General features: G+C 62.6%; 19 protein-coding genes. 6 read left to right on the forward strand and 13 right to left on the reverse strand.

Annotated elements, in window-relative coordinates:
* Positions 1-4 precede the first annotated feature (4 nt).
* The 8 genes from hflX to PLANPX_RS10050 all read right to left on the reverse strand — a co-directional run bounded on the left by hflX (position 5) and on the right by PLANPX_RS10050 (position 13282).
* A complete protein-coding gene (gene hflX / locus PLANPX_RS10020) occupies positions 5-1345 on the reverse strand; it encodes a GTPase HflX (RefSeq protein WP_152098597.1) in 1341 nt (446 codons plus the stop codon).
* A gap of 200 nt (positions 1346-1545) precedes the next feature.
* Positions 1546-6357 (reverse strand): choice-of-anchor Q domain-containing protein, encoded by a 4812-nt coding sequence (locus tag PLANPX_RS10025; RefSeq protein WP_172991962.1) that lies wholly within the window; start codon positions 6355-6357, stop codon positions 1546-1548.
* 515 nt (positions 6358-6872) lie between these two features.
* Positions 6873-8096, reverse strand: a complete 1224-nt coding sequence (locus PLANPX_RS10030) for a hypothetical protein (protein ID WP_152098599.1) — start codon at positions 8094-8096, stop codon at positions 6873-6875.
* A gap of 400 nt (positions 8097-8496) precedes the next feature.
* The gene (nadE, locus tag PLANPX_RS10035) at positions 8497-10491 is read right to left on the reverse strand and encodes an NAD(+) synthase (RefSeq protein WP_152098600.1); all 1995 of its coding nucleotides are present in this window, start codon (positions 10489-10491) and stop codon (positions 8497-8499) included.
* 63 nt (positions 10492-10554) lie between these two features.
* Complete coding sequence (locus PLANPX_RS10040; RefSeq protein ID WP_152098601.1) at positions 10555-11823, reverse strand: CinA family nicotinamide mononucleotide deamidase-related protein; 1269 nt, start codon at positions 11821-11823, stop codon at positions 10555-10557.
* Positions 11824-11856: 33 nt separating this feature from the next.
* A complete protein-coding gene (locus tag PLANPX_RS27735) occupies positions 11857-12138 on the reverse strand; it encodes a hypothetical protein (protein WP_198421871.1) in 282 nt (93 codons plus the stop codon).
* Positions 12139-12231: 93 nt separating this feature from the next.
* Positions 12232-12435, reverse strand: a complete 204-nt coding sequence (locus tag PLANPX_RS27740; protein ID WP_198421872.1) for an ORF6N domain-containing protein — start codon at positions 12433-12435, stop codon at positions 12232-12234.
* A gap of 223 nt (positions 12436-12658) precedes the next feature.
* Positions 12659-13282, reverse strand: coding sequence for a glycine zipper domain-containing protein (locus PLANPX_RS10050; RefSeq protein WP_152098602.1), 624 nt, complete (start codon positions 13280-13282; stop codon positions 12659-12661).
* 351 nt (positions 13283-13633) lie between these two features.
* Here PLANPX_RS10050 and PLANPX_RS10055 point away from each other — a divergent pair, with 351 nt between their 5' ends.
* From PLANPX_RS10055 to PLANPX_RS10070, 4 genes are all read left to right on the forward strand, one after another.
* On the forward strand, positions 13634-14881 hold the full coding sequence (locus tag PLANPX_RS10055; protein WP_232536360.1) for a trans-sulfuration enzyme family protein: 1248 nt from the start codon (positions 13634-13636) through the stop codon (positions 14879-14881).
* A 61-nt stretch (positions 14882-14942) separates the two neighbouring features.
* On the forward strand, positions 14943-15308 hold the full coding sequence (locus tag PLANPX_RS10060; protein ID WP_152098604.1) for a four helix bundle protein: 366 nt from the start codon (positions 14943-14945) through the stop codon (positions 15306-15308).
* Positions 15309-15361: 53 nt separating this feature from the next.
* Positions 15362-16507, forward strand: a complete 1146-nt coding sequence (locus tag PLANPX_RS10065) for a trans-sulfuration enzyme family protein (protein ID WP_152098605.1) — start codon at positions 15362-15364, stop codon at positions 16505-16507.
* A 167-nt stretch (positions 16508-16674) separates the two neighbouring features.
* Positions 16675-17586 carry a sugar phosphate isomerase/epimerase family protein gene (locus PLANPX_RS10070; protein ID WP_152098606.1) on the forward strand — a complete coding sequence of 304 codons (912 nt, stop codon included), beginning with the start codon at positions 16675-16677 and terminating at the stop codon, positions 17584-17586.
* Positions 17587-17743: 157 nt separating this feature from the next.
* Here PLANPX_RS10070 and PLANPX_RS10075 read toward each other — a convergent pair whose 3' ends face one another.
* From PLANPX_RS10075 to PLANPX_RS10085, 3 genes are all read right to left on the reverse strand, one after another.
* A complete protein-coding gene (locus PLANPX_RS10075; protein WP_152098607.1) occupies positions 17744-20272 on the reverse strand; it encodes a class I SAM-dependent methyltransferase in 2529 nt (842 codons plus the stop codon).
* 391 nt (positions 20273-20663) lie between these two features.
* Entirely contained in the window at positions 20664-21134 is a 471-nt protein-coding gene (locus PLANPX_RS10080) for a TraR/DksA C4-type zinc finger protein (protein WP_152098608.1), read from the reverse strand.
* Positions 21135-21338: 204 nt separating this feature from the next.
* Complete coding sequence (locus PLANPX_RS10085) at positions 21339-22193, reverse strand: formyltetrahydrofolate deformylase (RefSeq protein WP_152098609.1); 855 nt, start codon at positions 22191-22193, stop codon at positions 21339-21341.
* A gap of 229 nt (positions 22194-22422) precedes the next feature.
* On the opposite strand from PLANPX_RS10085, the gene PLANPX_RS10090 reads away from it, so the two are divergent.
* Entirely contained in the window at positions 22423-23955 is a 1533-nt protein-coding gene (locus PLANPX_RS10090) for an AAA family ATPase (protein WP_152098610.1), read from the forward strand.
* Between the two features lie 535 nt (positions 23956-24490).
* On the opposite strand, the gene dcd is transcribed toward PLANPX_RS10090, so the two are convergent.
* Positions 24491-25063, reverse strand: a complete 573-nt coding sequence (gene dcd / locus PLANPX_RS10095; protein WP_152098611.1) for a dCTP deaminase — start codon at positions 25061-25063, stop codon at positions 24491-24493.
* A 20-nt stretch (positions 25064-25083) separates the two neighbouring features.
* Complete coding sequence (gene nth, locus PLANPX_RS10100) at positions 25084-25794, reverse strand: endonuclease III (RefSeq protein WP_152098612.1); 711 nt, start codon at positions 25792-25794, stop codon at positions 25084-25086.
* A 293-nt stretch (positions 25795-26087) separates the two neighbouring features.
* On the opposite strand from nth, the gene PLANPX_RS10105 reads away from it, so the two are divergent.
* The gene (locus PLANPX_RS10105; protein WP_152098613.1) at positions 26088-26498 is read left to right on the forward strand and encodes a DUF309 domain-containing protein; all 411 of its coding nucleotides are present in this window, start codon (positions 26088-26090) and stop codon (positions 26496-26498) included.
* Positions 26499-26576: the final 78 nt, after the last annotated feature.

Below are 26576 nucleotides of genomic sequence, written 5' to 3' on the forward strand. Positions count from 1 at the left end.
TCCGTTACGCAACTTCGCCGACGGCTTCATCGCCGGCAGCAGTGTGCCGGCCGAGGGGCGACGCGATGTACGGGTGAACCTCGATCTCGGGATCATCACGCAGCGAGCCGAGATGCTTCCGCGAGAGCCGACAATGCACGCTCGCCCGATCGCCGGCAAACGTTCTGCTGATCACCTCGCCGTACTTCGCCAGGTAAGCGAGCAGCCGACCGTTACTGACGCTGAAGCGGAACTCCAGATCGAGGAAGTCTTGGCTAAGAGCGTCGCTCACCGCCGAGGCGAGTCGCGGCAGACCGTCTTCCGTGCGGGCGCTAATCAGCACCGCCGAAGGATAAAGCTGCCGAATCGCCTGGAGCCGCGTCGGATCTTCGACTTGGTCGACTTTGTTGAGGGCCAGGAGCGTATCCTTCTCCTCGATGCCGAGTTCGCGGAGCACGTCGTAGACCGCCTTGATCTGATCGAGCGCGACCGGACTGCTGGCGTCGGCGACGTGAATCAGCAAATCGGCCTGGCGGGCCTCCTCGAGCGTCGCCTTGAAGCTCGCGATCAGGTTATGCGGTAGGTTGCGGATGAATCCGACCGTATCGCTGAGCAGTACCGGACCCCAGCCTGGCAGGTGCCAACGGCGGGTGCGCGTGTCGAGCGTGGCGAACAGCTTGTCCTCGGCCAGCACGTGCGAATCAGTGAGCGCGTTCATCAGCGTGCTCTTGCCGGCGTTCGTGTAGCCGACGAGCGACACGGTCATCCGATCGCTGCGACCAGCGACTTCGCGCTCTTTGCGACGCTGCACTTTTTCCAGTTCGCGACGCAGATCGGTGATCCGCTTCTCGGCCAGCCGACGGTCGGTTTCGAGCTGCTTTTCACCCGGGCCGCGCATACCGACGCCCATCTTCATACGCGACAAGTGCTTCCACATGCCTTTGAGCCGCGGCAGCGAGTATTCAAGCTGCGCAAGCTCCACGGCGAGCCGCGACTCGTACGTCTGCGCACGGCTAGAGAAGATGTCGAGAATCACCTCGGTGCGGTCGAGCACCTTCACCTTGAGCTGCTCTTCCAGGTTGCGCATTTGCGCCGGGGAGAGGTCGTTGTCGAAGATGACGACGTCGGCCTCGGTGGCCTCGACGAGGAACTGTAGCTCTTCGACCTTCCCATGACCGATGTACGTGGCGGCGTCTGGAGCGTGCCGCTTCTGGGTCATCCGCCCCACGACTTCAGCGCCGGCGGTTTTAACGAGGCCGGAGAGTTCGTCGAGGGGATCGCCGTGAAACGTATCTTCAGAAAGCTGAACGCCAACCAGGACGGCGGACTCGCTGTCGACGCTCTGCTTGCGATCGGTATTTGACACGTGTGGGAAGGGACTCCTTCTGGTGGCCGGTTGCCGTGCGGCGGCGGAAAGGATGAGCAGGCTGCCGCCTCGGTTGATTATACCCTCGAGGACGCAAGCGACCTAGGCGGGGTTCGCGCGGCAAAAAAAAGCGGCCCGCACGCCGTTAGGGCGCGCGGGCCGCGAAATTCACTACGTTGGCGGACACCTGGCGATCGCCGTTAGAGCAGCTCTTCGCCCCAGGCGGCAAAAACCTCGTCGCCGGCGCCTTCTTCCTCATTACCAGAGAAGAGTGCGTCGAGTTCTTCCGAGCGGCTTTCATTGAGGTAGATCGACGTGGACCGGACTTTGCTGACCGCACCGTCGTTCCAGAGCAACGAGTCGTCAATGACGTCCGCGGTCGCCGTCTTGGCAGCAGCTCGCGCGGGACCGCCGAGCGACGCCAAGGAGTCGTAGTCGTTGGCGTCCGCGTGGCTTTCATCGGTTGACGATGCGACTGCGGCAGGCGGCGTCACCGGCGATGCAACTCCCTGCGAGCCAAACGTGGAAGTCGGCTCTTCTTCCGCCAGCAGCGACGCCGTGTAGGTCACGGCGGCAGCGGTGGTCGAGGCGGCGGCCATCGCGGCCGGCGGTTCCGCCACCGAACCGAAGCCAGTCTTCCAGATCGTCAGGTCGGTGGAGTTCACCTGGCCGTCGTTATTCGCGTCGCCTTGCGACTTCGTTGCGCCGCTCGTCTTGCCAAAGTTCCGCTGCCAAGTCAGGAAGTCGGAGCCGTCGACTTTGCCGTCGTCGGTGAAGTCAGCGGGCAAGGCTGGCGCCAGGTCCGACTCGAAGGCGCCGACGTCGATGCGTCCGCGCTGGACGCGAGCGAAGCCTTCGCCCCGCTGGTCGAAGTTCAGCGCGGGGTTGTAGACGCTCGGGTTGAAGGTCGGGCTGCCGGCGTTGATGGCCGGGCTGCCGGCGAGCAGGGCGTGCGTCAACACCGAGAACGGGTTGTTCTGTGCGCCGCCGTTATCTTGCAGCGGAGCGAGCAGCGGGTTGGTAACGCCGGCCTGATCGCCAGTCTTATTGAAGATTGCTTGCGCGTTGCCGACGCCGATGACGTTGTAACCCAGCGACTGAATCGAGTTCACGCCGTTGCCGTCGACGAAGTCGACGTCGGTGCCGGTTCCCGTCGCAGCGCCGCCGTTGCCGGCAATGATCGACGAGTAAATCTTCGTCTGCGTCGCCGTCGTTCCTTGGCTGGCCACGCCGTTGCCCGAGTTCATCAACGCGAACGGCGTGGCGGTGTTCGAGTTGTTCGTGATCGTGCTGTGGTAAATCTCAAGCAACCCGTCGGCGTTGAAGACGCCCGCTCCGCGTAGCGGGGCGGTATTCCCGGAGATCGTCGTGTTGAGGATCAGCGTCGATTGCGTGCCGGCGAGGTTCGTGTCGCTGTAAACGCCGCCCCCCTTCGACTGAGCATGAGAGACGAAGTTCTCGACGATCGAGGAGTCGCGAATGATCAACGCGCCGCCGACGTTGTAAACGCCGCCGCCGTGGCCGCCGGTATTCGAGGTCGTATTGCCTTGAATGCTTGATTCGACGATCGAGCCGCTGCCGCCGATCATGGCAATGCCAGCGCCGGGAGCGTTTAGCCCGGTCGTTGAGTTTTGCGTGATGATCGACCGGAGGGCCGAAAGCGTTCCGCCGTTCAAGTAGATGCCGCCGCCCGTCGACTGGCTTCCGGCCGTCCGGTTCAAGCTGACGACGGAATCGACTAAATTCACTGCCCCGCCATAAGAGGCGATGCCGCCGCCCTCGGAGTTGGAGCCGGTGGTGTAGTTGCCGCTGACGGTCGAATCATTCAAATTGATCGCACTCAGCGCGCCAGTCGCGTAGATGCCGCCGCCGTCGGACGTGCCGGCAGGAGCTTGGTTGCCGCTGATGAGCGTGCGCGTTGCGTTGAGCACCGCATTGTTCAGGGCGATGGCGCCGCCGTCGGCGCCCGTTGCAAACGCCGTGTTGCCGACCAGGATCGTATCGAGGATCTCGACGGTGGAGTTGATCGCATAGATAGCGCCGCCGTCGGCGTTGGCTCCGCTCGTGCTGTTGCCGTTCATCTGCGAGTTGGAAATCTTTAGCGAGCCGTTCTGCTGGAAGATGGCGCCGCCCGAGGTCGTGTTGCGGTTCGCTTGGAAGGAGACCTGTTCAATCGTCAGGTTTTCCGAGTTGTTGATCGCGCCTGCACGTGCGCTTTCGATGGCGACGCCTTTAATGCTGACGTCGATGGTGGTCGTCGCGCTGCCGTCGTTGATGACGAACATCGGAGCCGTCGTGAGGCTCGTTCCAAAAATACGAATATCGAACCAACCCGGGCCTTCGATCGAAACCGAGTCGGTAATCGTCAACGAAGTCCCGGTGACGTTGATCTGACCGACCAGCTGCGTCAGATCGATGAAGTCTTGCAGCGGGTTTTCGTTGGCAATTTTAATTGCTTCCCGAAGAGTCAGATTCCCTTCCGAATAATCGCCGTTGTCAACGTCGGCGGTGCTGTCGACGACGAGTACCGCCGGCTGCAGTTCGTAAGCGCCGATGTCGATGATGCCGGGGCCTGCGCCCATGCCAGTGGCGTCGTAAACGCGTACGAACGACCCGCCGCGCTGGTCGGTTTCAGGCGTATCGCCTTCGCCGTTGACGTCGGCAGGGTTGCCGGCGTCAATAATGGGGCTGCCCGCCAACGGCCGATGCGTTTGGATGAAACCGCCGGTGTTCGCCAGCGGGGCCAGCATCGGATTGAGGATGTTTCTTCGATCGCCGGTCGCGGTGAACACGAAGGATGCGTTGCCGCGGCCAATCAGGTTGTAGCCCAGCGAAAATGTGTTGGCTGCGCCTGTTGCATACTCAATGTCGTTATTGAGATTGCCCGAGATGATCGAAGAGTAAACTTCCGTTTTCGTATTCGAGTAATTCGCGCTATAGACGCCGCTGCCGCGCGTCGACGCCGCGCTGTTCAGCGTGATGGTGCTATTGCGAATGATGACGTGTCCGTCATCGTTGCCGATGCCTGCTCCGCGTCCGCCGGCGGTGTTGCCGGAGATCGTCGAATTGACGATGAGCGCTTCGATCGCGACGCCGGCCACGCCGCTTGTGTTGACGAAGATCGCTCCGCCGTTGCCGCTGGTGGCATTGTTGTTGAAGGTGCTGTCGTAGACGGCGAGATTGCCAAACTGCGTGAATATAGCGCCGCCGCTCAACGTCGAGAAGTTGTCCTTCATCGTCACGTGGCGGAGCGTCAGGTTCTCGTTCGAGTAGATGCCGCCGCCCGGGCCGACTTGGTCGGCGCCCATCATCGTGATGTAGCTGATCTCGATGTTGAGGAGCGTCTCGACGTCGTTGTCGTCGATCGCGAATACATGCGAACCAAACCCGTCGTTGATGGACGGCGTCTCGTCCGTGCCAGTCGCGTCGACTTCCAGGATGAACGTCGACGGACCTTGGATAATCACTTCGTGATCGATCACGAGCGAGCCGAAATCAGGCGACAGCAAGATCGTCGGCGCCGCCGACAACGTTGGATCGTATTCCGTCTTCAGCGAGTCGGCGAAGCTGATCGTATCGAGTTCGGGGTTCTTGAAAGAGAACTCCAAAGCCTCGCGCAGCGAGAAGTCGTTCCCGCCTTCGAGGTTGCCGTCGATGACTTTCGTGAGGCGATCGGTCGTCCCCGAGTATTGAACGTCCGACTCGTCGACTAAGGAGTCGACGAAAAACACGACGGCCTGGACTTCCGCGGCGCCGATGTCGATGATCGGCTCTTCAATCTCCGGCTTGCTGTAGATGCGCGTGAAGTGGCGGCCGCGTTGTTCGTAGAGGCCGGCCTGCCCGGCAGTGCGCTCCGGATTGCCGGCGTCGATGAGCGGGCTGATTCCGTCGAAGTCGGGGTCTTCGGGATCGTTATTCGGCAACATCACCGGGATGGAGCCGCCGTAATCATCTAAGTCCTTGAGCTGCGGATCGGTGCCGGGCGCGAGATCGCCGTCGCCCCCTTCGATTTGGTCCCCTAAGGCGCCGATCAGGTTGTAGCCCTGATTTTCAAACGAATTGAGCAGCGGTAGTGGCGGATCGTCGTCCGATTCGCCGACGACGGCGACGTCGCTCTCGCTTCCCTCGCGGAAGACGACGGTGTGCGTCATTAGCGTTTTGACCGTTTCTGGAGGCGGGTCTGCGCCTTCTTCTTCTGGCAACGGATTACCCCAACTGGCGACGCCCTCGCCGAATCCTGAGCCCGAGCTGTTGTCGAAGAAGGTGCTCTGCGAAATCTCCATCCTGCCGTTGCGATTGAGAACGCCGCCGCCGAAACCAACGTTAGCGCCGCCTGCGGGAGCGCGGTTGGCGTAGAAGGTCGAATTGGAGATCGTCGTGAAGGGCTGTGAGTTGTCGTCGCCGGACGCGTTCAGAATGCCGCCGCCGCCGATCCCGCCGCCGCTGTTGTTCTGAAATAGGCTGCGATCAACGGTCAACGAGCCGAACTGAGCGTAGACGGCGCCGCCGCCTTGTGACGCGCGGTTGTTGCTGAAGATGACCTCGGTCAAGGTGAGAGCTTCGCGACTGAAGATCGCTCCGCCGCGAGCGGCGGCGTCGTCGCCGGTGATGTTGCCCCCTTGCAACGTCATCCCGGAGATTGTGACGTTTCGAACTTGCTGGTCCGTGCCGATGTTCAAATTGAAGATCCGCGAATCGGCGTCGGCGCTGACAGTCAACTTTCCCGCGCCTGGACCGAGGATCGACACTGGCTGAGTGATATTCAACTGACCAAGGTTCAGATTGATCTGCGCCGTGCCGCCCTCAAACACGTCGTCAGAGAAGAGAATCACGTCGGCCGCCGCGGTCGCGTTGGCTTGGTTGACGGCCCAGCGCAGCGAACCGTAATAGACGGCGTCGTTGTCGGGGTTGGTATCGAGGTCCGTGCTGACGACGAACGTGGCAAGCACGCGACGATCTTCTAACTCTTCGTACGTCAGCAGGTTGCGGTGAGCGAGGGCTCCGCGGGTCAACTGTCGCTGCGCTGAATTCCGCCGAGGCTTGCCGTGCGCGCGGTCACGCTCCCGCCGGAACCAATTTCCCTTGCCCATTTCGCTCGCTCTCCCTGGAGAAGTCTCAAGTGCCGTCTTCGACTGTTTTTTCCACAGACAAACCGACATTGTAATTCGCGCCGTCAGATTAGGCAAAAACCGTGCAAACGGAAAATTCCCAGATTTGCAGGGATTTTCGCCCGGGAACGCCTGAGTGGGAGACGCCAAACGAACGCGGCAAGACGCTTTGGGGAAAGCGACGGGAATTCGCGTGACGATTCGGCGTGGATTCCGCCCTTCATCCGCGCGGTTGCGTCCTTCCACAGGCGTTGGCTGGCAGAATGCTCGCGGCGCCTGACCGGAGGCTGGAAGGGCGCTCCTGTAGGGCGCCAACGAAAACAGGCTCCGGCATCTGTGGATGCCGGAGCCTGCGAAGTTGCCAGATTTTCTGCTTGTCGAGTCGTCGAAGGCGGTATCTCGCAGGCGAGATCGTGCGTCTACCAGATGTACTCGATGCCGCCGTGGAAGCCGTTGTACACCGCGTCGGCCTGCGTATAGAGAGCTGTCGAAGCGACGTTGAACGGATCGATGTTGTTGCCGACCGTTACCAAGCTGCTCATATACAGCACTCGGTAGCCGCCGCGGAGCGACACGCTCGGCAGGATGTCGGCGACGAGGTCGAACTTCGCTTCGCCGACGAACGCCACCTGATTGCCGTCCGCGTTGAAGTTGACGTTTGAGATGTCGGGATCGGGAATGTTGGTCTGGTGACCGTATTTAAAGCGGTTGTTGTAGATGCCGCCTTTCACTTCGCCGCCGAGCCGCAGGCCCTGACGCAGAGCAATCCAGCCGTCGCCGCCAAGTTGGGCGCCGACGAGGTCGTTCGTCGTGTCCCAGTTGATGCTGCTGTCGCCGAGGAGCGCCGTGGCGTCGAAGCTCATCTCCTCCGTCATCCGCACATAGCGGAAGCCGGCGAGGTAGGTGCCCGAGATCCGCGGATTGTAACCGACCCAGTAGCGGCGGTAGCTCAATTCGGTGCTTTGCAAATCCGACTGATAGTCGACATTGTACACCGAACCTTCGTCGAGACCGTCGATCGGGAACACGCCGTACTCGGAGAAGACCGAGTTCAACTGGTAGTCGACGCCGTTCGCGACGTCGACCGAGTTGACCGTCGTGTTAAACCCGAGATCGTAGATCCCCATGTAGGTCATTTCGAAGACCGAAAGCGGGCCGAGATCAAGCCGAGCGGCGATTTCCCAGCCGGCCTCGTAGTCTTCGTTCAGGTCGGCGAGGTCGAGAATCGTCGGACCGGCGACGCCGACCGAGCCGAGCGGCGGCACGTCGCGGAACGAGCGGTCGCTCTGCAAGAACACCGCGTTGGCGGCGATGTCGAAGTAGTGCGGGCCACACTGGTCGGGCGTGCCGTAGCCGCCGAAGTCGGCGTTGCCTGGATCGCCGTACTCGCAACCAGGCTGACAGCCGGGCTGGCACATCTCGCCGTAGCCGGGGCCAGGCGCGTTGTAGCTAGCAGGCATGACGATCGATTCGCCGTAGGCGTTCTGGTAGGCGCCTCCTTGGTAGGCGGCTTGCCCGCCGGCCAGCGGCGCGGCGGGAAAGTTGTTGGGCACTTGGGCCAAGGCCTTCGTTCCGGCCCCGGCGCCGCAGGCGAGCGCGGCAGCGACCATGGCCGCTGTCGAGCGATTGAAAAGCGATTTCATCCGTCCATTCCCCCTAGTGCGACGAGAAGGGGCGCGACAGTTCCGCCCCCCCGGGTGGATCTGTCGGCTGCCGCGTCGACCCCCGCCGACGCGTGCTCGCCTGTCTCCTGCCGTTGTATCGTGGCAAGCGCTCAGAGCAGATTGCGTCTTGGCAACCTACTATGGGCTCGGAACAACTTATCGGACTCAGAAATGCGGAATAATCAGGGGTTTCCGGAGATGCGGCAGATTTTCGCGCAAGTCCCCAATTTAACGCGCCCCGAGAACCAATCCGCTTGCCGCTGAATGCTGGCGCCAAGCTGGCGGCCGGCGACGAGAGTACGGCCATTTAGCCGCGGGCGTCAGCCAGCGAACCTGCCGCGAGCGGCGGGGCTAAATGGGCGTTGGGGAGTGGCGGCTGTTACTTCGCCGCAGCCAGATAGTCGCGTAGAGCTGCAAGTTCGCGCTCAAACCCGCCGCTCAAAATTGGGAACCGGCACCAGCCCTTTGGATCGAGCCCGCGATCATCGACATGGAACCCGGGGGCAAACCGCTCGCGCTTCCACTGGTTCCGCGACCAGAGCGTGAAAAATCGCTCGACCCACTGACCCAGCTGAGCGACCGATTCATTAGCGAACTGCGGCCGGATGGTTTCAAGCACTTCGACCGACGTCAGTTTGTCGCGGATCGCCGAGCGTTCGATCGCGTCGAGCACGCGGTACGGCATCAGGTCGCCTTCATCGGTTTGCCCTTCGGTCGGGGGACGAAGCTCCGCGGTCGGGCGTTGATTATTGACGACCGACAACGCCGCGAGCGCGCCGACGCCTTGCGGGCCGGTTGCTTCCATCCATTTGAGCCAGTCGAGCAGAAACGCCTTATCGACCCCGCCGATCGGCGCGAGCCCGCCGCACGTGTCGCCATCCATTGTCGCGTAGCCGACGGCCGCCTCGCTGCGGTTGCTGGTGACTAGTAGCAGTGCATCGCGGAGGTTCGCGAGCAGCCACGCCGCCGGGCCGCGGGCGCGGGCCTGGATGTTTTGCAGTGCCACGTCGTCGCGATCCCACGTCAACTCGCGGCCTGTTGCTTTGGAGACCGTCGACACGTAGCCGTCGACGAGGGCGTCGATGTTCCACTGGAGGAACTCGGCGCCGACGGCCTTCGCCACTGTCTCGGCGGCGTTCCGCGTCGTTTCGCCGCTGTTGCGCGTCGCTTGGTAGACGCAGGCAAGCAAGCGGCCAACGGCTGCTTCCGCCGATCTCGCGCCGCCAAGGTCGCGAATCTGCGGAAGCTTGGTTGCGAATTTTTCAGCGCTAAGTTCCGCGATGCCGAGCTTCGCCATCAACCACACGAGCGTCGTTACCGCCGAAGAATCGGCGCCGCCGCTGAGCGACACCACGAATCCGCGGCTGCGGCTCTTGCGCAAGTAATCGAACAGCGCGAGCGCGACGGCCCGCGCGAACTCCTCGTTCTTCGGCGGCGGCGAAGCGTCCCACGGCGACGGTTTCGCTACGGGGCAGGGGAGCTGCGGCGATTTCAGTTTGAACGACGACCGCACTGTCTCGCCGCCATAGGCATGCGGCGGCAGGCTGGGCTCGCTGGACGTCGCTTTCAAGCGGCGGGTCTGTTCGACGTCGATGTCGGCGCAAATCAGCGAGTGGTCGGCGAACGACAGCCGCGGCCCTTCGGCGAGCATCCGGCCGCTGCTCGCGATGTGCGTTCCGCCGTCGAAGATCGCCCGGCCCGCTTCATTGCCGAGCAAGTTCGCGAACGCGAAGCTGACGTCAAAGGTGCGCGAGCCTTCGAGCACCAGTCGCCGGCGAATGTCCTGCTTGCCAAACGAAAAATGGCTGGCGGTTGGGTTCAGAATGACATCGGCGCCGCCGGCGGCGAGGCGCGAACCGGGGCGATCGGCGACCCACGCGTCGCGGCAGATCTCGATGCCGATCCGCACGCCGTCGCAGTTGTAGAGTAAGTCGCCGACGGGAACCTCGCGGCCATCGAGTTCAATCCGCTCGACGGCGCTCGTCGGCCATTTGCGGAACCAGCGCGGCTCGTAGTGAATGCCGTCGCCCGCGAGGTGCTGCTTGAGCGTGAAGCCCAGCACTTCGCCGTTGCAGACGAGCGCCGCGGCGTTGTAGAGCCCGCGATTCACCATCAGCGGCAAGCCCAGCGCCACCGCCATGCCTTCAGTGGCGGGCGCGATCTCGGCAAGCATCTCCAGCGCCGTCCGCTGCAGGCCAATCGAGAAGTACTGATCCTCGCAGCCGTACCCAGTAATGCAAAGCTCCGGCAAGCAAAGAATCGCCGCGTCGTCGGCCTTCGCTTCAGCGATGGCGGCGAGGATACGGTCGCGGTTACCCGCCCAGTCCATGGGCGTTTGATTCAACGAAGCGGCGGCAAGGCGGAGTTTGTGCATGCCCAAAGTATACGCCGTGGCGAACGGCGCGAAAGGCGGCCGTCGATACCTGCTAACGCCTGCTCAGAGCGGAGCTTGCGTCTCTTCGGGCAGGTCGCGAGCGAGCAGCACCAGCCGCAACGCATTGAGCGCCTGCTTGGCCGCCCGCGCTTGACGGATGGCCGGATGGGTGGCGCTATCGAACTGCAGCCGTCGCGTCCGGTCCGGGCCGGCGATCGAGATGCAAAGCTTCGCCGCTCCGCCGTTTTGGATCGGCGGGAACGCCGCGACGCCAATGCCGTAGTCAGCGCCGATCGTTCGACGCACCCACTCGGCCGCCGTCGTGGCAACGAGCGAATCGCTCGGCGCGGCGTCTCGCAGAGCCGGTTCGCCCGTAAGTTGTTCCAGCTGCTTCAAACTGCCGATGAGGAAGCCGCCAGCCAGGACGCTCTCGACCGGAGCCGCTTTCGCGAGCCACTCAGACACCAGCCCGCCCGTCGCCCATTCGGCAACGGCGACCGTTTGATGCCGATTAACCAGTAGCCGCGAGTCGACGTCTTCCAGTTCGTCCTCTTCCTCGCCATACGCGATCGTGCCGAGGATCTCGTAAATCGTCGCCGCCGTCGGCTCCATTGCGCGGCGGCAGGCGTCGTCATCGGGCCCCGCGGCGGTGATGCGGAGCGTGATCGTCGCGTCGCTCACCGTGATCCCCACCGATGGCTCTCGGCCGCGGCGGATAAGGTCGGGCAGCATCGCTTCGAGCTGGCTCTCGCCAACGCCGAAGCACTTGATGCGGCGGTGGCGAATCACCCGCGCCTCGCCCCGCGCGGAGGCGATCGCGGGAGCGACGGTTTGCTCCCACATCGGCCGCATCTCGGCCGGCACGCCGGGCAGCGCGAACACGCTGCACGGGAGTCGATCAGCGCGGTCGACATGAAGCTCAACGCCCGGCGCCGTGCCGTGCTCATTCGGAATCGCCGTCGCTCCCTCCGGGAAATCGGCCTGCACGGCGTTCCGCTCGGGCATCGTGCGGCCGCGACGGTCGAACAGTTGGCGAATGTAAGTCAGCGACGCCTCGTCGCGTACCAGCCCTACGCCCGCCGCAGCCGCAATCGACTCGCGCGTCAGATCGTCGGCCGTCGGCCCGAGCCCGCCGGTCGCGACCACCACGTCGACACGCCCCATCGCCAGCTTGAACGCTTCCACGTTGTCGGCGAGGTTGTCGCCGATTGTCGTGTGGAACGCGACGTCGACGCCGAGCTCCGTCAGCCGCTCGGCCAGCCACTGCGTGTTCGTATCAAGCCGCTGGCCCGTGATGATCTCGTCGCCGATGGCAATGATTTCTGCACGCATCGGCGTCGTCTCTCTTGAAGTTTATAAAAATGGTTACGGCTCGTCGTCGCGATCGAGATCGTCCGCATCAGGCGCGACATGAAATCCCATCTGCCGTCGCGGCGCCGGCGGGCGTTCCAACATCCGCTGCAGCACGTCGCTGATCGCTTTGATCTGGTGATCTTGGAGCTTCACCGTTTCCGCGAGCCCCGTCAACTGCTGCACCAACTCGCCTGGCGTCGCCAGCCGCCGCCGCAACCGCCCGAAGGTCCGCATAATCGCGATGTTCACGCTCACCGCCGTTGGCGAGCGGAGGACGCTCGAGAGCATTGCCACACCATGTTCCGTGAAAACCCGCGGCGGAATCCGCCGGCCGCCATGGCTAGAACTTGATATCGCATTTTGCGATAGCAAGTCCGTAAACTCTTGTCAGGTAAGAAGAAACGAAAAGTCGTCGGGGAACCGCTCCAGGTTTCTAGCTACCTGCTCGTTGAGGCGCGAAGTGCTCACGCCGTACAGCCGGGCCAGATCGGAATCGATCATCACCCGTTGCCCGCGGATCACGTGAATCGACTGTTCGATCCGCTCCGGCGCGGGCACGCCCAGCAGCGGCTTGGGGAGTTTCTTGGCCATGCGACTGAGCATGGTTGGCGACGATCGGCGTCGCAAGCAGAATTTCTACTTCGTCAGTGGTTTTTTCCGTGCCGTCGCGAATGGGGATGGCGATTGACGAAGATTGGACAGGATCACAGGATTTCGCGGATCGACAGGATTCAATGCATACCAGGACTTCCGAGTTTGCATTTCATCCTGTTGATCCGCGCGATCGTGTAAATCCTGTCAAAATCCAATGCGCTTAGTGCCCGAACGTCACGCCCCAACTCACCCCAGGCCCATGGCAATGGCTCGGCCCGTAGTAAGGCGGCGGATAGTAGTGCTCAACAATCACCGGTTGCGGCCCCGCGACCACCACCGGCGCCGGCCCCATCGGTATCGGCGGCGCTTGCATCGTTTGAATGACATCGGCGGCGACGCCGTTGTTGTGCAGATAAATGACGTCGTTCGCGGTGAGCGGCCGCGCCATGCCCGAGGTCCGCACATAGTTCGAAATCAGCGCCGGGTTCACCCCCGAGCGCGTCATCGCGATCACCTCTTCCGGAGTCGCGGCGCCCGCCTGCACTTGGCGGCCCATCGCCATGGCGATCTCGGCGCGGTTCTGCGCTTGAATATCATCGATCGCCGTTCCCACCGCCGCGCCGCCGAGCGCACCGACGCCGGCGCCAATCAGCGCGCCGCCTGCCGTGCTGCCGACGGCGTTGCCGACGATCGCGCCCACGCCCGCGCCGCCCAGGGCGCCAATGCCGGCCCCTTGGTCGGAGTAGTAAGGTGAACGACAGCCTACGGCGGCGAGCGCCATGGCCAACAGCAGCGGCGCCGCGCAAACGCGGCAGAACGGGCGGGTCATCGGGGTGGGCCCCATCGGGGTGACTCTGAGCAGTGCGGGGCGGGGATCGTCTCAATCGGTCAGGGGACGGTCAAGGCCGTCTGATCCCGCTGACGGGGGGATTTGCGGGCGCCAGCGACTTGCATCTGCCCCGCGGCGCGCTTAGACTTCAAGTAACTCGGGATTTGTGGCCGCTTGCAGCCGTGACTGCTAAAGAGCCAAGCCGTTGCCCCCTTGCCCATTGCTGGCAGAGGGGGCGGCGGCAATCTTTATGGAGCTTGGTGAGCATCAAGCCGCATCTGCCGAGAGCGCATGCGGCTTTTTTCGTGCCTGTGCGTTGCGTAGGAGCCCTCGCGGCTCGTCCGCCCACTCACCGAGATGCCAGAAATGAGTCACACTCAGATGACCCGCCAGCCGTCCGCGGGAGACGATTCCGTCTCGCCGACCCTCCCCGCCGCCGATCAACAGTTTGGCACCGTCGCCGTCCACGCCGGCGAGGCCCGTCAAAAACCGGGCGACGCGATCACCGACGCCATCTTCTGCGCGTCGACTTACACGTTCGAAGATACGCAGTCGATCATCGACTTCATCGAACAAGAGCAGCCCCGCGAAGAGTACGGCCGCTACGGCAACCCGGGCGAGAAAGTCGTCGAGCGCAAGCTCGCCGCGCTTGAAGGTGGCGAAGAAGCCGTCCTCTACTCCAGCGGCATGGCCGCGATGGTCGGCCTGCTGATGGCCAAGCTCAGCAGCGGCGACGAAGTCATCTTCTTCGACGAGTGTTATCACCGCAGCCGGGAGTTCTGTATTAAGCACCTGGGGCGGTTCGGCGTGACGACGCGCCAGGTGAAGACCTGCGACTACGCCGCGATGGAAGCGGCCATTACGCCCAAGACCCGCATGCTCATCAGCGAGTCGCCCACCAATCCCCACCTCAGCGTCATCGACCTCGAACGCTTCGCCGAGATCGGCCGCAAGCACGGCGTCGACACGCTCATCGACGCGACGCTCGCCACGCCGTACAACCTCCGGCCGATTGAAGCGGGCGTCGACTTCGTCCTTCACTCGGCGACCAAGTACCTCGGCGGTCATAACGACCTGCTCGCCGGCGTCGTCATCGGCTCGAAGGAGAAGATGGATTCTGTCCGCAACCTCCGCGGCATCATGGGCGCCGTCAACGGACCGCAAAACTGCTACCTGCTTGGCCGCGGCTTGAAGACGTTCGAACTCCGCATGCAGCGGCACAACGAAAACGGCATGATGGTCGCCGAGTTCCTCGCCGGCCATCCGCGGATCGAAAGGGTCTACTACCCCGGCTTGCCGTCGCACCCCTACTACGACGTTGCCCGCAAGACGATGCGCGGCTTCGGCGGCTTGGTGACGTTCCTGGTGAAAGACGCCGACTGGCGGGCGACGGCCGACGTAATCGACGCGGTGAAGATTCCCCGCATCGCCCCGAGCCTCGGCGGCGTCGAGTCGCTCATCGAGCAACCGCTCGTGATGAGCTACTTCCAGCAAACGCCCGAGGCCCGCAAGCAGTTCGGCATCTTCGACAACATGATTCGCATGAGCTGCGGCATCGAAAGCGCCGACGACCTCATTGCGGACCTAAGCCAAGCGCTCGACGCCACGGCGTAGCTGAGAGGGTGATCGGGGATCGGTGATTGGTGATCGGTAATGCTTTTTGGAGCAATGTTCGATGGCCAGCAGTCACGAAGATCTCGAAGTGTGGCAACTTGGCATCGACTTAGTAGATGCGGTCTACGATGTGTGTTTGTCGATGCCGGCTGCTGAACGCTTTGGTCTGATTAGCCAGATGCAACGCGCGTCTGTTTCAGTTCCTGCCAACATTGCCGAAGGTTGCGGGCGCGGTTCTACGAAGGACCTCTTGCGACATTTGGCCATCTCGCAAGGCTCGCTCGCAGAACTTCGCACGTTGCTGCTAATCGTGCAGCGTCGGAATTTTGTAGCGGCCGAAGAGCTTGAACCGGTCGACGCGTTGGCATCGCGAGTCGGTCGACTACTAGTCGGCTTGCAGCGCTCCCTACGCAAAAAGCTTGAGTAAAGTTAACGTCGTCTCCGATCACCAGTCACCGATCCCCGATCACCTGCCTCCCCATGCAATTCCGCACCCGCGCCATCCACGTCGGCAACGAGCCGTGCGCCGAAACCGGCGCCGTCGTGCCGCCGATCCATCTGGCGACCACTTTCATCCAACCAGGCGCCGGCGATTGGGGCGAGTTCGATTACTCCCGCAGCGGCAACCCGACGCGGAAGAATTTTGAAACGACCCTCGCTTCGCTCGAAGGGGGCGTCGGCGCCTTGGCGTTCTCCACCGGTATGGCGGCGACCCACTGCGTCATTGCTTCGCTGAAGAGCGGCGACCACGTCGTCGCCGGCAGCGACATCTACGGCGGCAGCTACCGGCTGCTCCACAAAATCGCCAATCGCGCCGGCATCACGGTGACGCTCGTCGACACGACTGATCTCGCGAGGGTCGAAGCCGCCTTCACCCCCGCGACGCGGCTCCTCTGGATCGAAAGCCCCGGCAACCCGCGCATGTCGATCACCGACATCGAAGCCTGCGCGAAGCTCGCCCATCGCCACGGCGCCCTCCTCGGCATCGACAGCACCTTCGCGACGCCGGTCCTCACGCGGCCGCTTGAACTCGGCGCCGACATCGTGATGCACTCGGCCACCAAATACATCGGCGGTCACAGCGATGCGATGGGCGGCGCGCTCGTCGTCCGCGACGCGGCGCTGCTCAAGGAACTCTACTTTGTGCAGAACGCCACCGGCGCCGTCATGGGGCCGCTTGAAGCCTTCCTCTGCTCCCGCGGGCTAAAGACGCTCGAACTCCGCGTTCGCGAGCAATGCCGCACTGCGCAGCAGCTGGCCGAGTGGCTCGCTTCCCACTCCCGCGTCGCGCGGGTACTCTACCCAGGGTTACCAAGCCATCCCGGCCACGAACTTGCTCGCAAGCAAATGGGCGGCCAGTTTGGCGCCATGATGTCGTTCGAGATCAAGGGCGACCTCGCCGATGGCAAGCGATTTGCAGAGTCGACCAAACTGTTCGGCCTCGCTGTGAGCCTCGGCGCCGTCGAGTCGTTGATCGAACAGCCGGCGTCGATGTCGCACGCTAGCTACGACGCGGCCGACCGCGCGAAGCACGGCATCGCCGACGGGCTGATTCGGATTTCGGTCGGCCTCGAAGCGTACGAGGATTTGCGCAGCGATTTGGAATCGGCGTTCGGCGCGATTTAACGACATACATTGCATTTCTAATACATTGAATGCCTCAACACAGAGGACACGGAGAGCACAGAGCAAAGCATTAGCCGCATTGTCTTCTCCGTGGCCTCTGTGCTCTCTGTGTTGAACGTATTTTCAAACAGGCTTCCGAATCACTCGGAACCGATTGGAGCGTAGCCATGCAACTTGGTTTTGTGACTGCCATCTTCGGCGACCTGAAGCTCGAAGAAGTTCTCAAGCACGCGTCGGAGATCGGCTACGACTGCGTCGAAGTGATGTGCTGGCCCCCCGGTACGGTTGACCGCGAGTACGGCGGCGTCGTCCACATTGACTGCACCGAGTTCACGCAAGCGCAGGCCGACGATATTCGCGCCCTGTGCGAGAAGTACAAGGTCGCGATCTCCGCACTCGGCTACTACCCGAACGCCCTGTCGCACGACGAGGAAGAAGCGCAAATCGCGCGGACCCACGTTCGCAAGGTGATCGACGCCGCGACGAAGCTCGACCTGTCCGGCATCAACACCTTCATCGGCGCCAACCAGTACGAGTCGCTCGAAGACAACCTGCTGAAGTTCGAAAAGGTCTGGCCCGAGATCATTCGCTACGCCGAAGACCGCAACATGCGGGTCGGCATCGAAAACTGCCCGATGATGATCGACAAGAGCTGGCCGTTTGGTTGGAACCTCGCCCGCACGCCGGCCATCTGGCGGCGGATGTTCGAGGTGATCCCGTCGGTCTTTTTCGGCCTCAACTATGATCCGTCGCACCTGCGGATGCAGCTGATGGATCCGATCGCCCCGGTCTACGAGTTCGGCCAGCGAATCTTCCATAGCCACGCGAAGGACATGCGGATCGACGTCGAAAAGCTCAACCGCCTCGGCTCGCTCGTGCCGCCGATGCAACGCAGCACCGCCAAGATCCCCGGCCTCGGCGACGTGAACTGGGGCAAGTACATCGGCGCCCTTGCTGACGTCGGCTACGACGGTCCCGTTTGCGTCGAAGTCGAAGACGAAGCCTTCGAAGGGAGCCTTGAGAAGCGGCGTAAGTCGCTCGAAATCAGCTACCGCGTGCTGCGACCGCTGATTGCTTAGCTAGGGAAAGGGCAACTCCGAAGACGCGAAGGAAGATGACCGCGGATAGCGCAGATTTCACAGATAAAGTGAGGGGTGAGTTCGCTCCCCATTTTTCTATCCGTGCCATCAGCGAAATCCGCGGTGGTCTTCTCTTTTTAACTTTGCGTCTTCGTGATTAACTCTTCACAATCCGCCAGCAGCGGTGGATTCGTTTATTACGAAAATCTTCCGGCACTGTCTTATTCGAAATCTCGCGGACCGCGGCGCCGCGCAGCGCTTGCTCGTCGAATTTGAACTTCCGCGAGTTCGTCGAGAAGTACATCACGCCGCTCGGCGTCATGCAGCGCAGCACTTCGTTGAGCAGCCACTCGTAATCTTGCTGCACGTCCCAGTCGTCCTCGACCCGCTTGCTGTTCGAGAACGTCGGCGGATCGACGACCGCCAGATCGAACTGCGGCCGGCCGCCCAGCGACGCGACGAACTCGCGGCTGTCGTCGCGAACGAGCCGATGCTGCGGCCCGTGGAGGCCGTTGAGTTCCAGGTTCCGTTCAGCCCATTCAAGGTACACCGGCGACAGATCGACGGTGGTCGTTTCGCTCGCCCCGCCCGCCGCGGCGTACGCGGTGAACGAACCGGTGTAAGCGAACAAATTGAGGAACCGCTTGCCGGCCGCCGCGTCGCGAACTATGCCGCGGGTGACGCGGTGATCGAGGAACAGGCCCGTATCGAGGTAGTCCGACAGGTTTACTTCGAACTTGAGCCCCCCTTCGTTCACGACTCTCACGACCTGCGCATCATCGAACCGCTCGTACTGCTCCGTGCCGCGCTGCCGTTGACGTCGCTTGACGAAGACGAGATCCTCCGGCGTTTCGAGCGCCTCGGCCGCGGTGCGCACCATATGGTCGAGCCAGTCGGCATGCTCCGCCGCGGTCCGCTCGTGGGGGCGATCGAACTCGGCGATGTGGAGCGCGTCTTCGTAGCGATCGACGACGAGCGGAATCTCGGGGATGTCGCGCTCGTAGATGCGATAGCAAGTGATGCCGCGCTTCGTCGGCCAGCGGCGCAAGTGGCGGGCGAGCTTCTTTAGGCGGTTACCAAAGTCGGCGGCTTGGCGTTCGGCGTCGGCGTGTAGGCCGCCGAAGGCGGGGCGCTGCACCGGGCGCGGCGTGCGTGGTTGCTGCGGAACATTGCTTACGTTGGACTCGTGCGAGCCTGAATCTGCACTGAATTCCGCCGCCGAGCTCACCTCCCAACTTGCCCCCGTTTGGTCCCCCTCCCCTTGAGGGGGAGGGGATAGGGGAGGGGTGATTGAAGTGGCAGACGACTCCGCCACTTCAGCCCCCCTCCCCAGCACTCCCCTCGAGGGGGAGGGAGCCGGAGCATTCTTGAGAGTTGAATCTGACGAATCAGGTGGAGCTTGTGACGAGGGACGCTCAACAGGGTCGGGGACCTTTTGCCACTCGCGACTCTCTTCTGAATTGGCGCTCTCCAGTGGCAAAAGGTCCCCGACCCCTTCGCCGCTTCCCACGCCATTATCGCCGCTAGTCTTAGCAACCCCATCCTTCCGCCGCGGCGGCTTCGGCCCAAAGAACTGAAACAAATTGCACTGCAGCCGCCCGTTGTACAGCTTCCGCCGCTTGTCAGACTGCTGCCCGACGAGCCGTTCAAAGTCAGGATGCGCCGTCAGAATAAAATGCGACCAAGTCTTTAATCGCCGCAGCACGTTCGGAATCGAACGATACAGCTCTTCGATCTCCGCCTCTTCGCCCATCCGCACGCCGTAGGGCGGGTTCGTGATCACGCAACCATAGTTGCGGCTGCTGGTGAGCTCATCGAACGTATGCTGCTGGAAGTGAACATCGTCGGCCACGCCCGCGAGTCCCGCATGGTAGCGAGCAAGTTTCAGTGACTCGCCATCGGCGTCGCAGCCAATGATCCGCAGCGGCAGCGCGGGCAGCGCGAGATCGTCCGCTTCCTCGCGGGCCGCTTGCCAGGCCGCGGCCGGAATTTGCTCCCAAGTCTCCGCGGCGAACGCCCGCTTCCGTCCCGGCGCGAGCCGCCGCCCGATCATCGCAGCTTCAATCGCAATCGTCCCCGTGCCGCAGAAGGGATCGACGAGTTGACGCTCCGGCTTCCAAAAGCTGAGCTGCACCATCGCCGCCGCCAGCGTCTCGCGCAATTGGGCCGCCGCGGCGAGCGTGCGGTAACCGCGGCGATGAAGACCGTGGCCCGACGTGTCGAGATCGATCGTCGCGAGATCGTTGACCAGCGACACTTCGACGGCGATCGGCGCGCCAGTTTCCGGAAGTTCCACGCCTGGCCGCGCGGCGAGCAGCCGCTCGACGATCGCCTTCTTCACCGAACGCTGAATCGCCGGCACGCTCGAAAGTTGCGACTTGACCGATCGCCCGCCAACCGGGATCGCCGCGTCGGCGGCAATCCACTCTTCCCACGGGAAGTCGCGCGTCGTATCGAATAAGGCGTCAAAGTCGGCCGCCTGAAACGACGCGAGCTCCACCAGCACGCGGTCGGCCGAGCGGAGCCACATGTTCGCCCGGCAGAGCGCCGACGCATCGCCGCTGAACGCGATTCGCCCGGGCCGGGCGACCTTCGCGGCGTAACCGAGATCGCTCAGTTCGCGGACGACGACCGCCTCCAAACCGAAGGCGGAAGTGGCGATCAAATTGAGCGAAGCGGCAGGCATGGCGAGCGGGCGGCGGGGTGCAATCGGTAGCGGAACTCCCTCAGCGGGCCGTCCGAGTCGAAGCGAATCTTCCACCTTAGAGCAGCGGCCACCTGCTTTCTATGGGACAGGGCCGCGGCCGCCCCAAACGGATTGAAGTGTGGCTGAAAACCGTGTTGCTTTCGGCCACCGGCGCCGCTCTACTGTATATGTGTTTAGTGGTTCAGTCGCGTTCGAACCCCGACGCCGCGGAAAGCGTTCCCGCCGGCGTCAATCACCATGCGCCGTCCACCAGGCGAAAAAGCCGCGACCGGTGGTCGCGGTCCCCGCGATTGGCCGCATAACCACAAACCACAAAACAACTTACGCTTAATGTCGCCAAAAATGCAAAACGCGACACAACACGACATAACTACAGCCGGCACGAGGGCGAGCCGGTGCAGAACAGCTTGTACCGAGTCGGCCCGCCGCCGCGGCTGACGCGGATTTCGAGCAAGGCGCCGCATTTGGGACAGTAATCAGGTTCGACAAACGACCGACCGCGGTCGGCCGCATCCTGGCAACCGACACAGCGCCGGGCATCAGGTTTGAACTCGAGCCGCTCCGGCGGAATCGGCTCGCGACAAATCTCGCAGATGACGACCTGCTCCCACTCGTCGCCGTCGGATTGGTCCGGATCGATCGTCAGCTTTAATTTTGGCTTCTTGCAGCGATCACAGGGGAGGGCGTGCCCATCCTGGGCGAGCACCTCGCGCACAATCTCCTCCGGCGGATCGGTCGCCCGACGAAAGTGCCCCAGCGGCCGCAACCGACGAACAACCTCCGCCTCACCGCAAAGGGTCCACCAACCGCAATCCTGGCATTCAAGCTGAACAGATAACATCGCTGCACTTCAGGGAGGTAGCAAACCACGACGACACAACGGACACGACGAAAACCGACAAGCGATCGCTGCCCGTCATTGTATTTCCTTTGCGCCTCTGCGCCTTTGCGTGAGATCTTGAAAAAGAAGCGTCTCACGCAAAGGCGCGAAGAGGAGACGGAATGCTTGCATGCATTCCGTCGTGCCGTCGTGGTTCAATTCAAACTACTTGAGGGCGACAACGCGGTTGAAGTGCAGCGCCACCTCGCCGTCGACGACGCGGCGGACGCCTTCGACGAGGCAGGCGGGTTCATTTTGCTGTTCGCCGCGGCGGATGATTTCGTCGCGCGGCGTCCCGGGGGCGACGGTGAAGGTCGTTTGGTTGACGATTTGATTACCGGCGTCGAGCTCCGGCACGATGAAGTGGCAAGTGGCCCCATAGGTAAGCATCCGCGCGGCGTGGGCGTCGTGGTAAGGACGCATGCCGGGGAACGAAGGGAGCAAACCGTGGTGGAGGTTGATGATCCGACCGCCGGCGTATTTCCAGCAGCTCGACGGCGGCAGGATCCGCATGTAACGGGCGAGAATGATGTAATCGACGCCCAGTTCGTCGCAGATGTCGATCAACCGATCGTCGTCAACCGAGCCGTCGGCGTCGCCGATGTAATGCCACGGAACGTTGAACTCGTCGGCGAGGCCGCGGCAAACTTGGCGGTTGCTGATGATCGCCGCGGCGTCGGCGTTGATCGTCCCGTCGGCGATGGCGGTGAGGACGGCGCGGGGCGTTTCGGTGCGGAGCGTGCAACAAATCGCCAGTCGCGGTCGGCGGCCCGGTTCGCGGGGAACCCAAGTGCGAATCGACAGGCCGGTTCGTTCGCTGATCTCGGCGACCGATTGCCGCAGCGTCGCGTCGTGAGCCGGATCAAGCTCGACCCGCGTCAGCATCGAAAAGACTGACGCTTCGTCGTGGTCGTACATCTGGATCTCGGCGATGTTGCCGCCGAGTTGCGTCACGCAATGGACGATCGGATCGGCAAGCCCGCGATGATCAGGCCCAACGGCAGTAATAACGTATTGCATAACGCGAAACTCAGCAGCCGCGGGCGGGCGGCCCGCCGGAGCGACACAGTTGGGTTTTGAACGACGAATGAGCCGAAGCTTCGCGCCAGTCGTACGGGTTGTACCGACAGCGCCTGCCGCGGCCAATCGCAACCGGCGCGGGGTAAGTCTACGACGTAAGATAGCTTGCGCCGACGTCGCGCACTTACGAATCACCTTTTCTACCGCTCCCCAGGCAGTTGCGCCTACGATGAGCAGCACCGACTCACCTGTTTCCGCACCGAATCGTCCGGCATCTGCCGGCGCGTCGAACGATTTAGAGTCGATGCTTGCGCGGATTCACCAGCTCGCGGAGAGTACGCGCACCGAGGGACAGGCCGCGGTCGCTGCTCCCGTCGCCGCGCCGCCGCGCGAAGTCTCAGGCACGAACACAACGATGATCGATCCGCCCACGCTGGCCGCGGCGCGGTCGATCCGCACGACGCCCCCGCCGGCGTCGCGCAATGCCGAGGCCGAAGACGCCGAACCGTGGCGGCCGCTCGAGCCCCAGTCGCTTAAAGCGGCCGGCGTCAGTGAAAGCCAACTCGAACATCTCGCACTCAAGTGCCTCGCCGCCTGCGGCGAAATGAGCGGTCGCGCGCTTTCCGATCAACACGCGATTCCGTTCCGCTTGCTCGCGCCAGTGTTGCAGGAGATGAAGCTCGGTCAGCTGGTCGCGTTCCGCGGCTCGGCGCCGATGAACGACTTCGTTTATCAGCTCACCGACATGGGGCGGGACCGCGCGAAGAAGCTTTCCGAACTTTGTAGCTACTTCGGCGCCGCGCCGGTGCCACTCGCCACTTATTGCGATAGCGTTAAAGAGCAAAGTCTGACGAAGCAGCACCCGACGCAGAGCGACCTGGAAAAGGCGTTCGCCGATCTGCTCATCAACAAAAACATGCTCAAGCGGCTCGGGCCAGCGGTGAATTCGGGCCGCGGGTTGTTCTTGTTCGGTGCGCCGGGTAACGGCAAAACGAGCATCGCCGAGCGGGTCACGGCGGCGTTCGGCGATTGCATTTGGATTCCGCGGGCGATTAGCGTCGACGGCGAAATCATGCGCGTCTTCGACCCAGGCTTGCACACCGAAGCGCCGCTCAACGAGCCGACCGGCCCGCTGCAGATGAAGCCGATCGACCTCCGCTGGGTGCGAATCAAACGGCCAACGATCGTCGTCGGCGGTGAACTCACGATGGACGCGCTCGAAGTCCAATCGAGTGCCGGCGTCAACGTGAGCGAAGCGCCGATCCAGATGAAGAGCAACTGCGGCACCCTCGTCATCGACGACTTCGGCCGGCAGCGGATGACGACCGATCAGTTGCTCAATCGCTGGATCGTGCCGCTCGAAAAACGGTACGACTTTTTGCAGATGAACAACGGCAAGAAGATTCAGGTGCCGTTTGATCAGCTGATTATTTTCTCGACGAACCTCGAGCCGAAGCAACTCGTCGACGATGCGTTCCTGCGGCGTATTCCGTACAAGATCGAAGTGCTCGATCCGTCGGAGGAAGAGTTTCGCGCGTTGTTCCAGATCATGGCGCCGAAGCTGGGGATTCGCTTCGAGCAATCGGCGCTCGACCATTTGGTCAACAACCACTACAAGGCGATCCACCGCCCGTTCCGCTGCTGCCAGCCGCGCGACTTGCTGCTGCAGATCGTTAATTATTGCCACTACATCAGCAAACCGCCGGAGATGACGGTGGAGTATTTCGATTACGCAGTGGCGAATTACTTTGCGATTATGTAGGCGGTGGTGCTGCGACGATTAGGGAGCATAAGATTAACCACGAAGGCACGAAGACCACTAAGAAACACGAAGTAATTTGAGAGAAGGGTAGGTAGGAAATGGGGTGGGCCGCCCTGTCCAAATCACTTTCCCCTTTCTTCCTTGGTGCGTCTTAGCGCCCCTTTGCGTCTTAGTGGTTCGTCTTATGAGTGCCGCTCCGGCGGGTCGTTGACCCGCGACTGCGAACGCTGAAAGCGTTCAAGCTTCCAGCCCAGGGTTCGACGCGCAGCGGCGTACCCTGGGATTTTTGGATCGCGGTTGATCACAACCCTGAAAGGGTTGCGTCGGCCGTTTGGCTAGCGAGCTGATTCAACCCTTTCAGGGTTGGTGCGGCGAACTGGCTAGTCGACCCGGGGGAGATTGCTTGCGCAATCAACCCCGGGCTGGATGATGCAACGCCGTTGGCGTTGAGGAGCGGAGGCAAGCACAAGCGAGAGGGTTTGCGCTCTCATTGCCGCTTGCGGGGACGCTCCGGCTGGTCGTTGCCCGGCGGCTACTAGAGAATTAGCTCGGCGTCGAAATTTAACGGAAGCTGCGGGTCGGCGCCGTTCTTTGACGCGAATTCTTGGAACAGCATGCTCGGTTGGATGTCGTGGTTGTGCTGGTACTTGCTCGCGTACTCGGCGTAGGCGCCGGTGATCTCGTGGTAGAAGATCTGGCAGATCGGCACGCCCGGGTAGATGCGGATCGGCTGTACGGCGAAAATCTCCAGCGTCCAGTAGCCGCAGAAGCCGACGTCGCCGAAGCCGGCGGTCACGTGTACGAACAGTCCCAGCCGGCCGATCGATGAACGGCCTTCGATCTGCGGCACGAGGTTGTGCGTTTCGGTCCGCTCGACGGTCCGGCCCAGATAGAGCTGGTTCGGGCTGAGGACCAATCCTTCGGGCGGGATTTGCACGCGGCGGACGCGGTTCGCCTTGGCCATGTCGAGGATCACTTCCTCGTAGACCATCAGCTCGTCGTGGAGCGTGAGGTTGTAGCTGTTAGGGTTGAGCGCCGCCGGATTGTACGGTTCGATCTTCACGTCGCCGCCGAGGCGAGCAGCGATTTCTTGACCGGAAAGAATCATGGAACGCTCCGTCGGAGGAATCAGGCGGCGGGGAGGCCAATGCGCGGGCAGAATTTCAGCATCGTGCACTCGTCGCATTTTGGCTTACGGGCGATGCAAACTCGCCGGCCGTGTGCGATGAGGCGGTGTGAAAAGTCGATCCATTCCGTTTGCGGAATGATCGCCATCAGATCGGCTTCGACTTTTACCGGGTCGTCGTTCGCGGTGAGGCCGAGTCGGCGGCTCAGGCGGCCGACGTGGGTGTCGACGACGACGCCGGTCGCTTGGCCGAACGCCACGCCGAGCACGACGTTGGCCGTCTTGCGGCCGACGCCGGCGAGAGCGACGAGTTCGTTGAGCGTTTCGGGAACCTCGCCGCCATGGTCGTCGACGATGGCCGTGGATGCGGCCTTAATGTTCTTCGCTTTGTTGCGAAAGAAGCCGGTGCTCTGGATGGCCTTCTCAATCCCAGCGAGTGGCGCCGCGGCGAAGGCGGCGGGATCGGGGTACTTAGCGAACAGCGCGGGGGTAACGATGTTCACCCGGGCGTCGGTGCATTGAGCTGAGAGGATGGTCGCGACCAGCAACTCGAAGGGCGAGTTGTGGACGAGGGCGCACTCGACTTCGGGATATTCCTTATTGAGGGCCCGGACGACCTGTCCCGCGCGGCGTTTGACCTCGGCGTGGCTGCCGATGGCGGCGGGCGGCTTCTTGGCCGCGGGAGGGCTGCCAGCAGGCTTCCGACCAGTCATATTTCGCCTGCCATGGTGAGTTGAGACCGGCCCGGGCCGCCTCCGGGAGAGTGTTCCCACGGCCTCAGAGGGGCCGATTCTCCCGTCAGTCGACCAATTGTGAGGGCGGCGCCGATAGTGTCAACCCGCTCGAACGGCGGCCGCAAAAGCGGGGTACTGGGGCCGCCTTGTCGTTTCTGGCCCGCCGTGGGCGCCACGTCTATAATCCACCAGCGATTCACCCGAACGGATCGTTCCCCGACCCTGGCCGCCTGTGCCGACACGTCAGCCGCGCCGCCCGGAGCCACCGCACAATGCCGCACGACGCCGAATCAGACGATTCGCTCTACGACCAAGGCATTCGCTATTTCAACGATTGCGAATTCTTTGAGGCTCACGAAGTTTGGGAAGAACTGTGGACCGAATACCGCGGCCCGCTGCGGAAGTTCTATCAAGGGCTGATTCAAGCGGCGGTCGCGCTTCATCACTTCGGCAACGGTAACATCCGCGGCGCGAAGAAAGTCTACTTGTCGAGCCGCGGGTATCTGGAAACCTTCCAACCTGCCTGCCGTGGCATCGATCTCGAGGCGTTTCTCGGGCAAATGGACCAGTGCTTCGCGGCGGTGATGGCTGCGACCGATGAGTTTCCGAAGCTAGAGATCGAACCTGATTTGATTCCTGAAATTCACCTCGACCCGGCGCTTGCCGCCGCGGGCGAGACCTAAACACTGTTGGCGACGACATAAAAGCCACCGGCTCCGCCGGTGGACGAACTACCACCCAAGCTGTTTTTCACATCGTCC

The sequence above is a fragment of the Lacipirellula parvula genome (assembly GCF_009177095.1).
In the GTDB taxonomy this organism is placed as follows: domain Bacteria; phylum Planctomycetota; class Planctomycetia; order Pirellulales; family Lacipirellulaceae; genus Lacipirellula; species Lacipirellula parvula.

What these genes read in the sequence shown, in the direction of transcription:
- PLANPX_RS10080 (WP_152098608.1), bottom strand. Translation starts at nt 21,134, where the DNA reads ATGTTATCTGTTCAGCTTGAATGCCAGGATTGCGGTTGGTGGACCCTT.
- PLANPX_RS10060 (WP_152098604.1), top strand. Translation starts at nt 14,943, where the DNA reads ATGGCCAGCAGTCACGAAGATCTCGAAGTGTGGCAACTTGGCATCGAC.
- nadE (WP_152098600.1), bottom strand. Translation starts at nt 10,491, where the DNA reads ATGCACAAACTCCGCCTTGCCGCCGCTTCGTTGAATCAAACGCCCATG.
- PLANPX_RS10090 (WP_152098610.1), top strand. Translation starts at nt 22,423, where the DNA reads ATGAGCAGCACCGACTCACCTGTTTCCGCACCGAATCGTCCGGCATCT.
- PLANPX_RS10050 (WP_152098602.1), bottom strand. Translation starts at nt 13,282, where the DNA reads ATGGGGCCCACCCCGATGACCCGCCCGTTCTGCCGCGTTTGCGCGGCG.
- PLANPX_RS10070 (WP_152098606.1), top strand. Translation starts at nt 16,675, where the DNA reads ATGCAACTTGGTTTTGTGACTGCCATCTTCGGCGACCTGAAGCTCGAA.
- PLANPX_RS27740 (WP_198421872.1), bottom strand. Translation starts at nt 12,435, where the DNA reads ATGGCCAAGAAACTCCCCAAGCCGCTGCTGGGCGTGCCCGCGCCGGAG.
- dcd (WP_152098611.1), bottom strand. Translation starts at nt 25,063, where the DNA reads ATGATTCTTTCCGGTCAAGAAATCGCTGCTCGCCTCGGCGGCGACGTG.
- PLANPX_RS10085 (WP_152098609.1), bottom strand. Translation starts at nt 22,193, where the DNA reads ATGCAATACGTTATTACTGCCGTTGGGCCTGATCATCGCGGGCTTGCC.
- nth (WP_152098612.1), bottom strand. Translation starts at nt 25,794, where the DNA reads ATGACTGGTCGGAAGCCTGCTGGCAGCCCTCCCGCGGCCAAGAAGCCG.
- PLANPX_RS10065 (WP_152098605.1), top strand. Translation starts at nt 15,362, where the DNA reads ATGCAATTCCGCACCCGCGCCATCCACGTCGGCAACGAGCCGTGCGCC.
- PLANPX_RS10075 (WP_152098607.1), bottom strand. Translation starts at nt 20,272, where the DNA reads ATGCCTGCCGCTTCGCTCAATTTGATCGCCACTTCCGCCTTCGGTTTG.
- PLANPX_RS10040 (WP_152098601.1), bottom strand. Translation starts at nt 11,823, where the DNA reads ATGCGTGCAGAAATCATTGCCATCGGCGACGAGATCATCACGGGCCAG.
- PLANPX_RS10030 (WP_152098599.1), bottom strand. Translation starts at nt 8,096, where the DNA reads ATGAAATCGCTTTTCAATCGCTCGACAGCGGCCATGGTCGCTGCCGCG.
- PLANPX_RS10105 (WP_152098613.1), top strand. Translation starts at nt 26,088, where the DNA reads ATGCCGCACGACGCCGAATCAGACGATTCGCTCTACGACCAAGGCATT.
- PLANPX_RS10055 (WP_232536360.1), top strand. Translation starts at nt 13,634, where the DNA reads ATGAGTCACACTCAGATGACCCGCCAGCCGTCCGCGGGAGACGATTCC.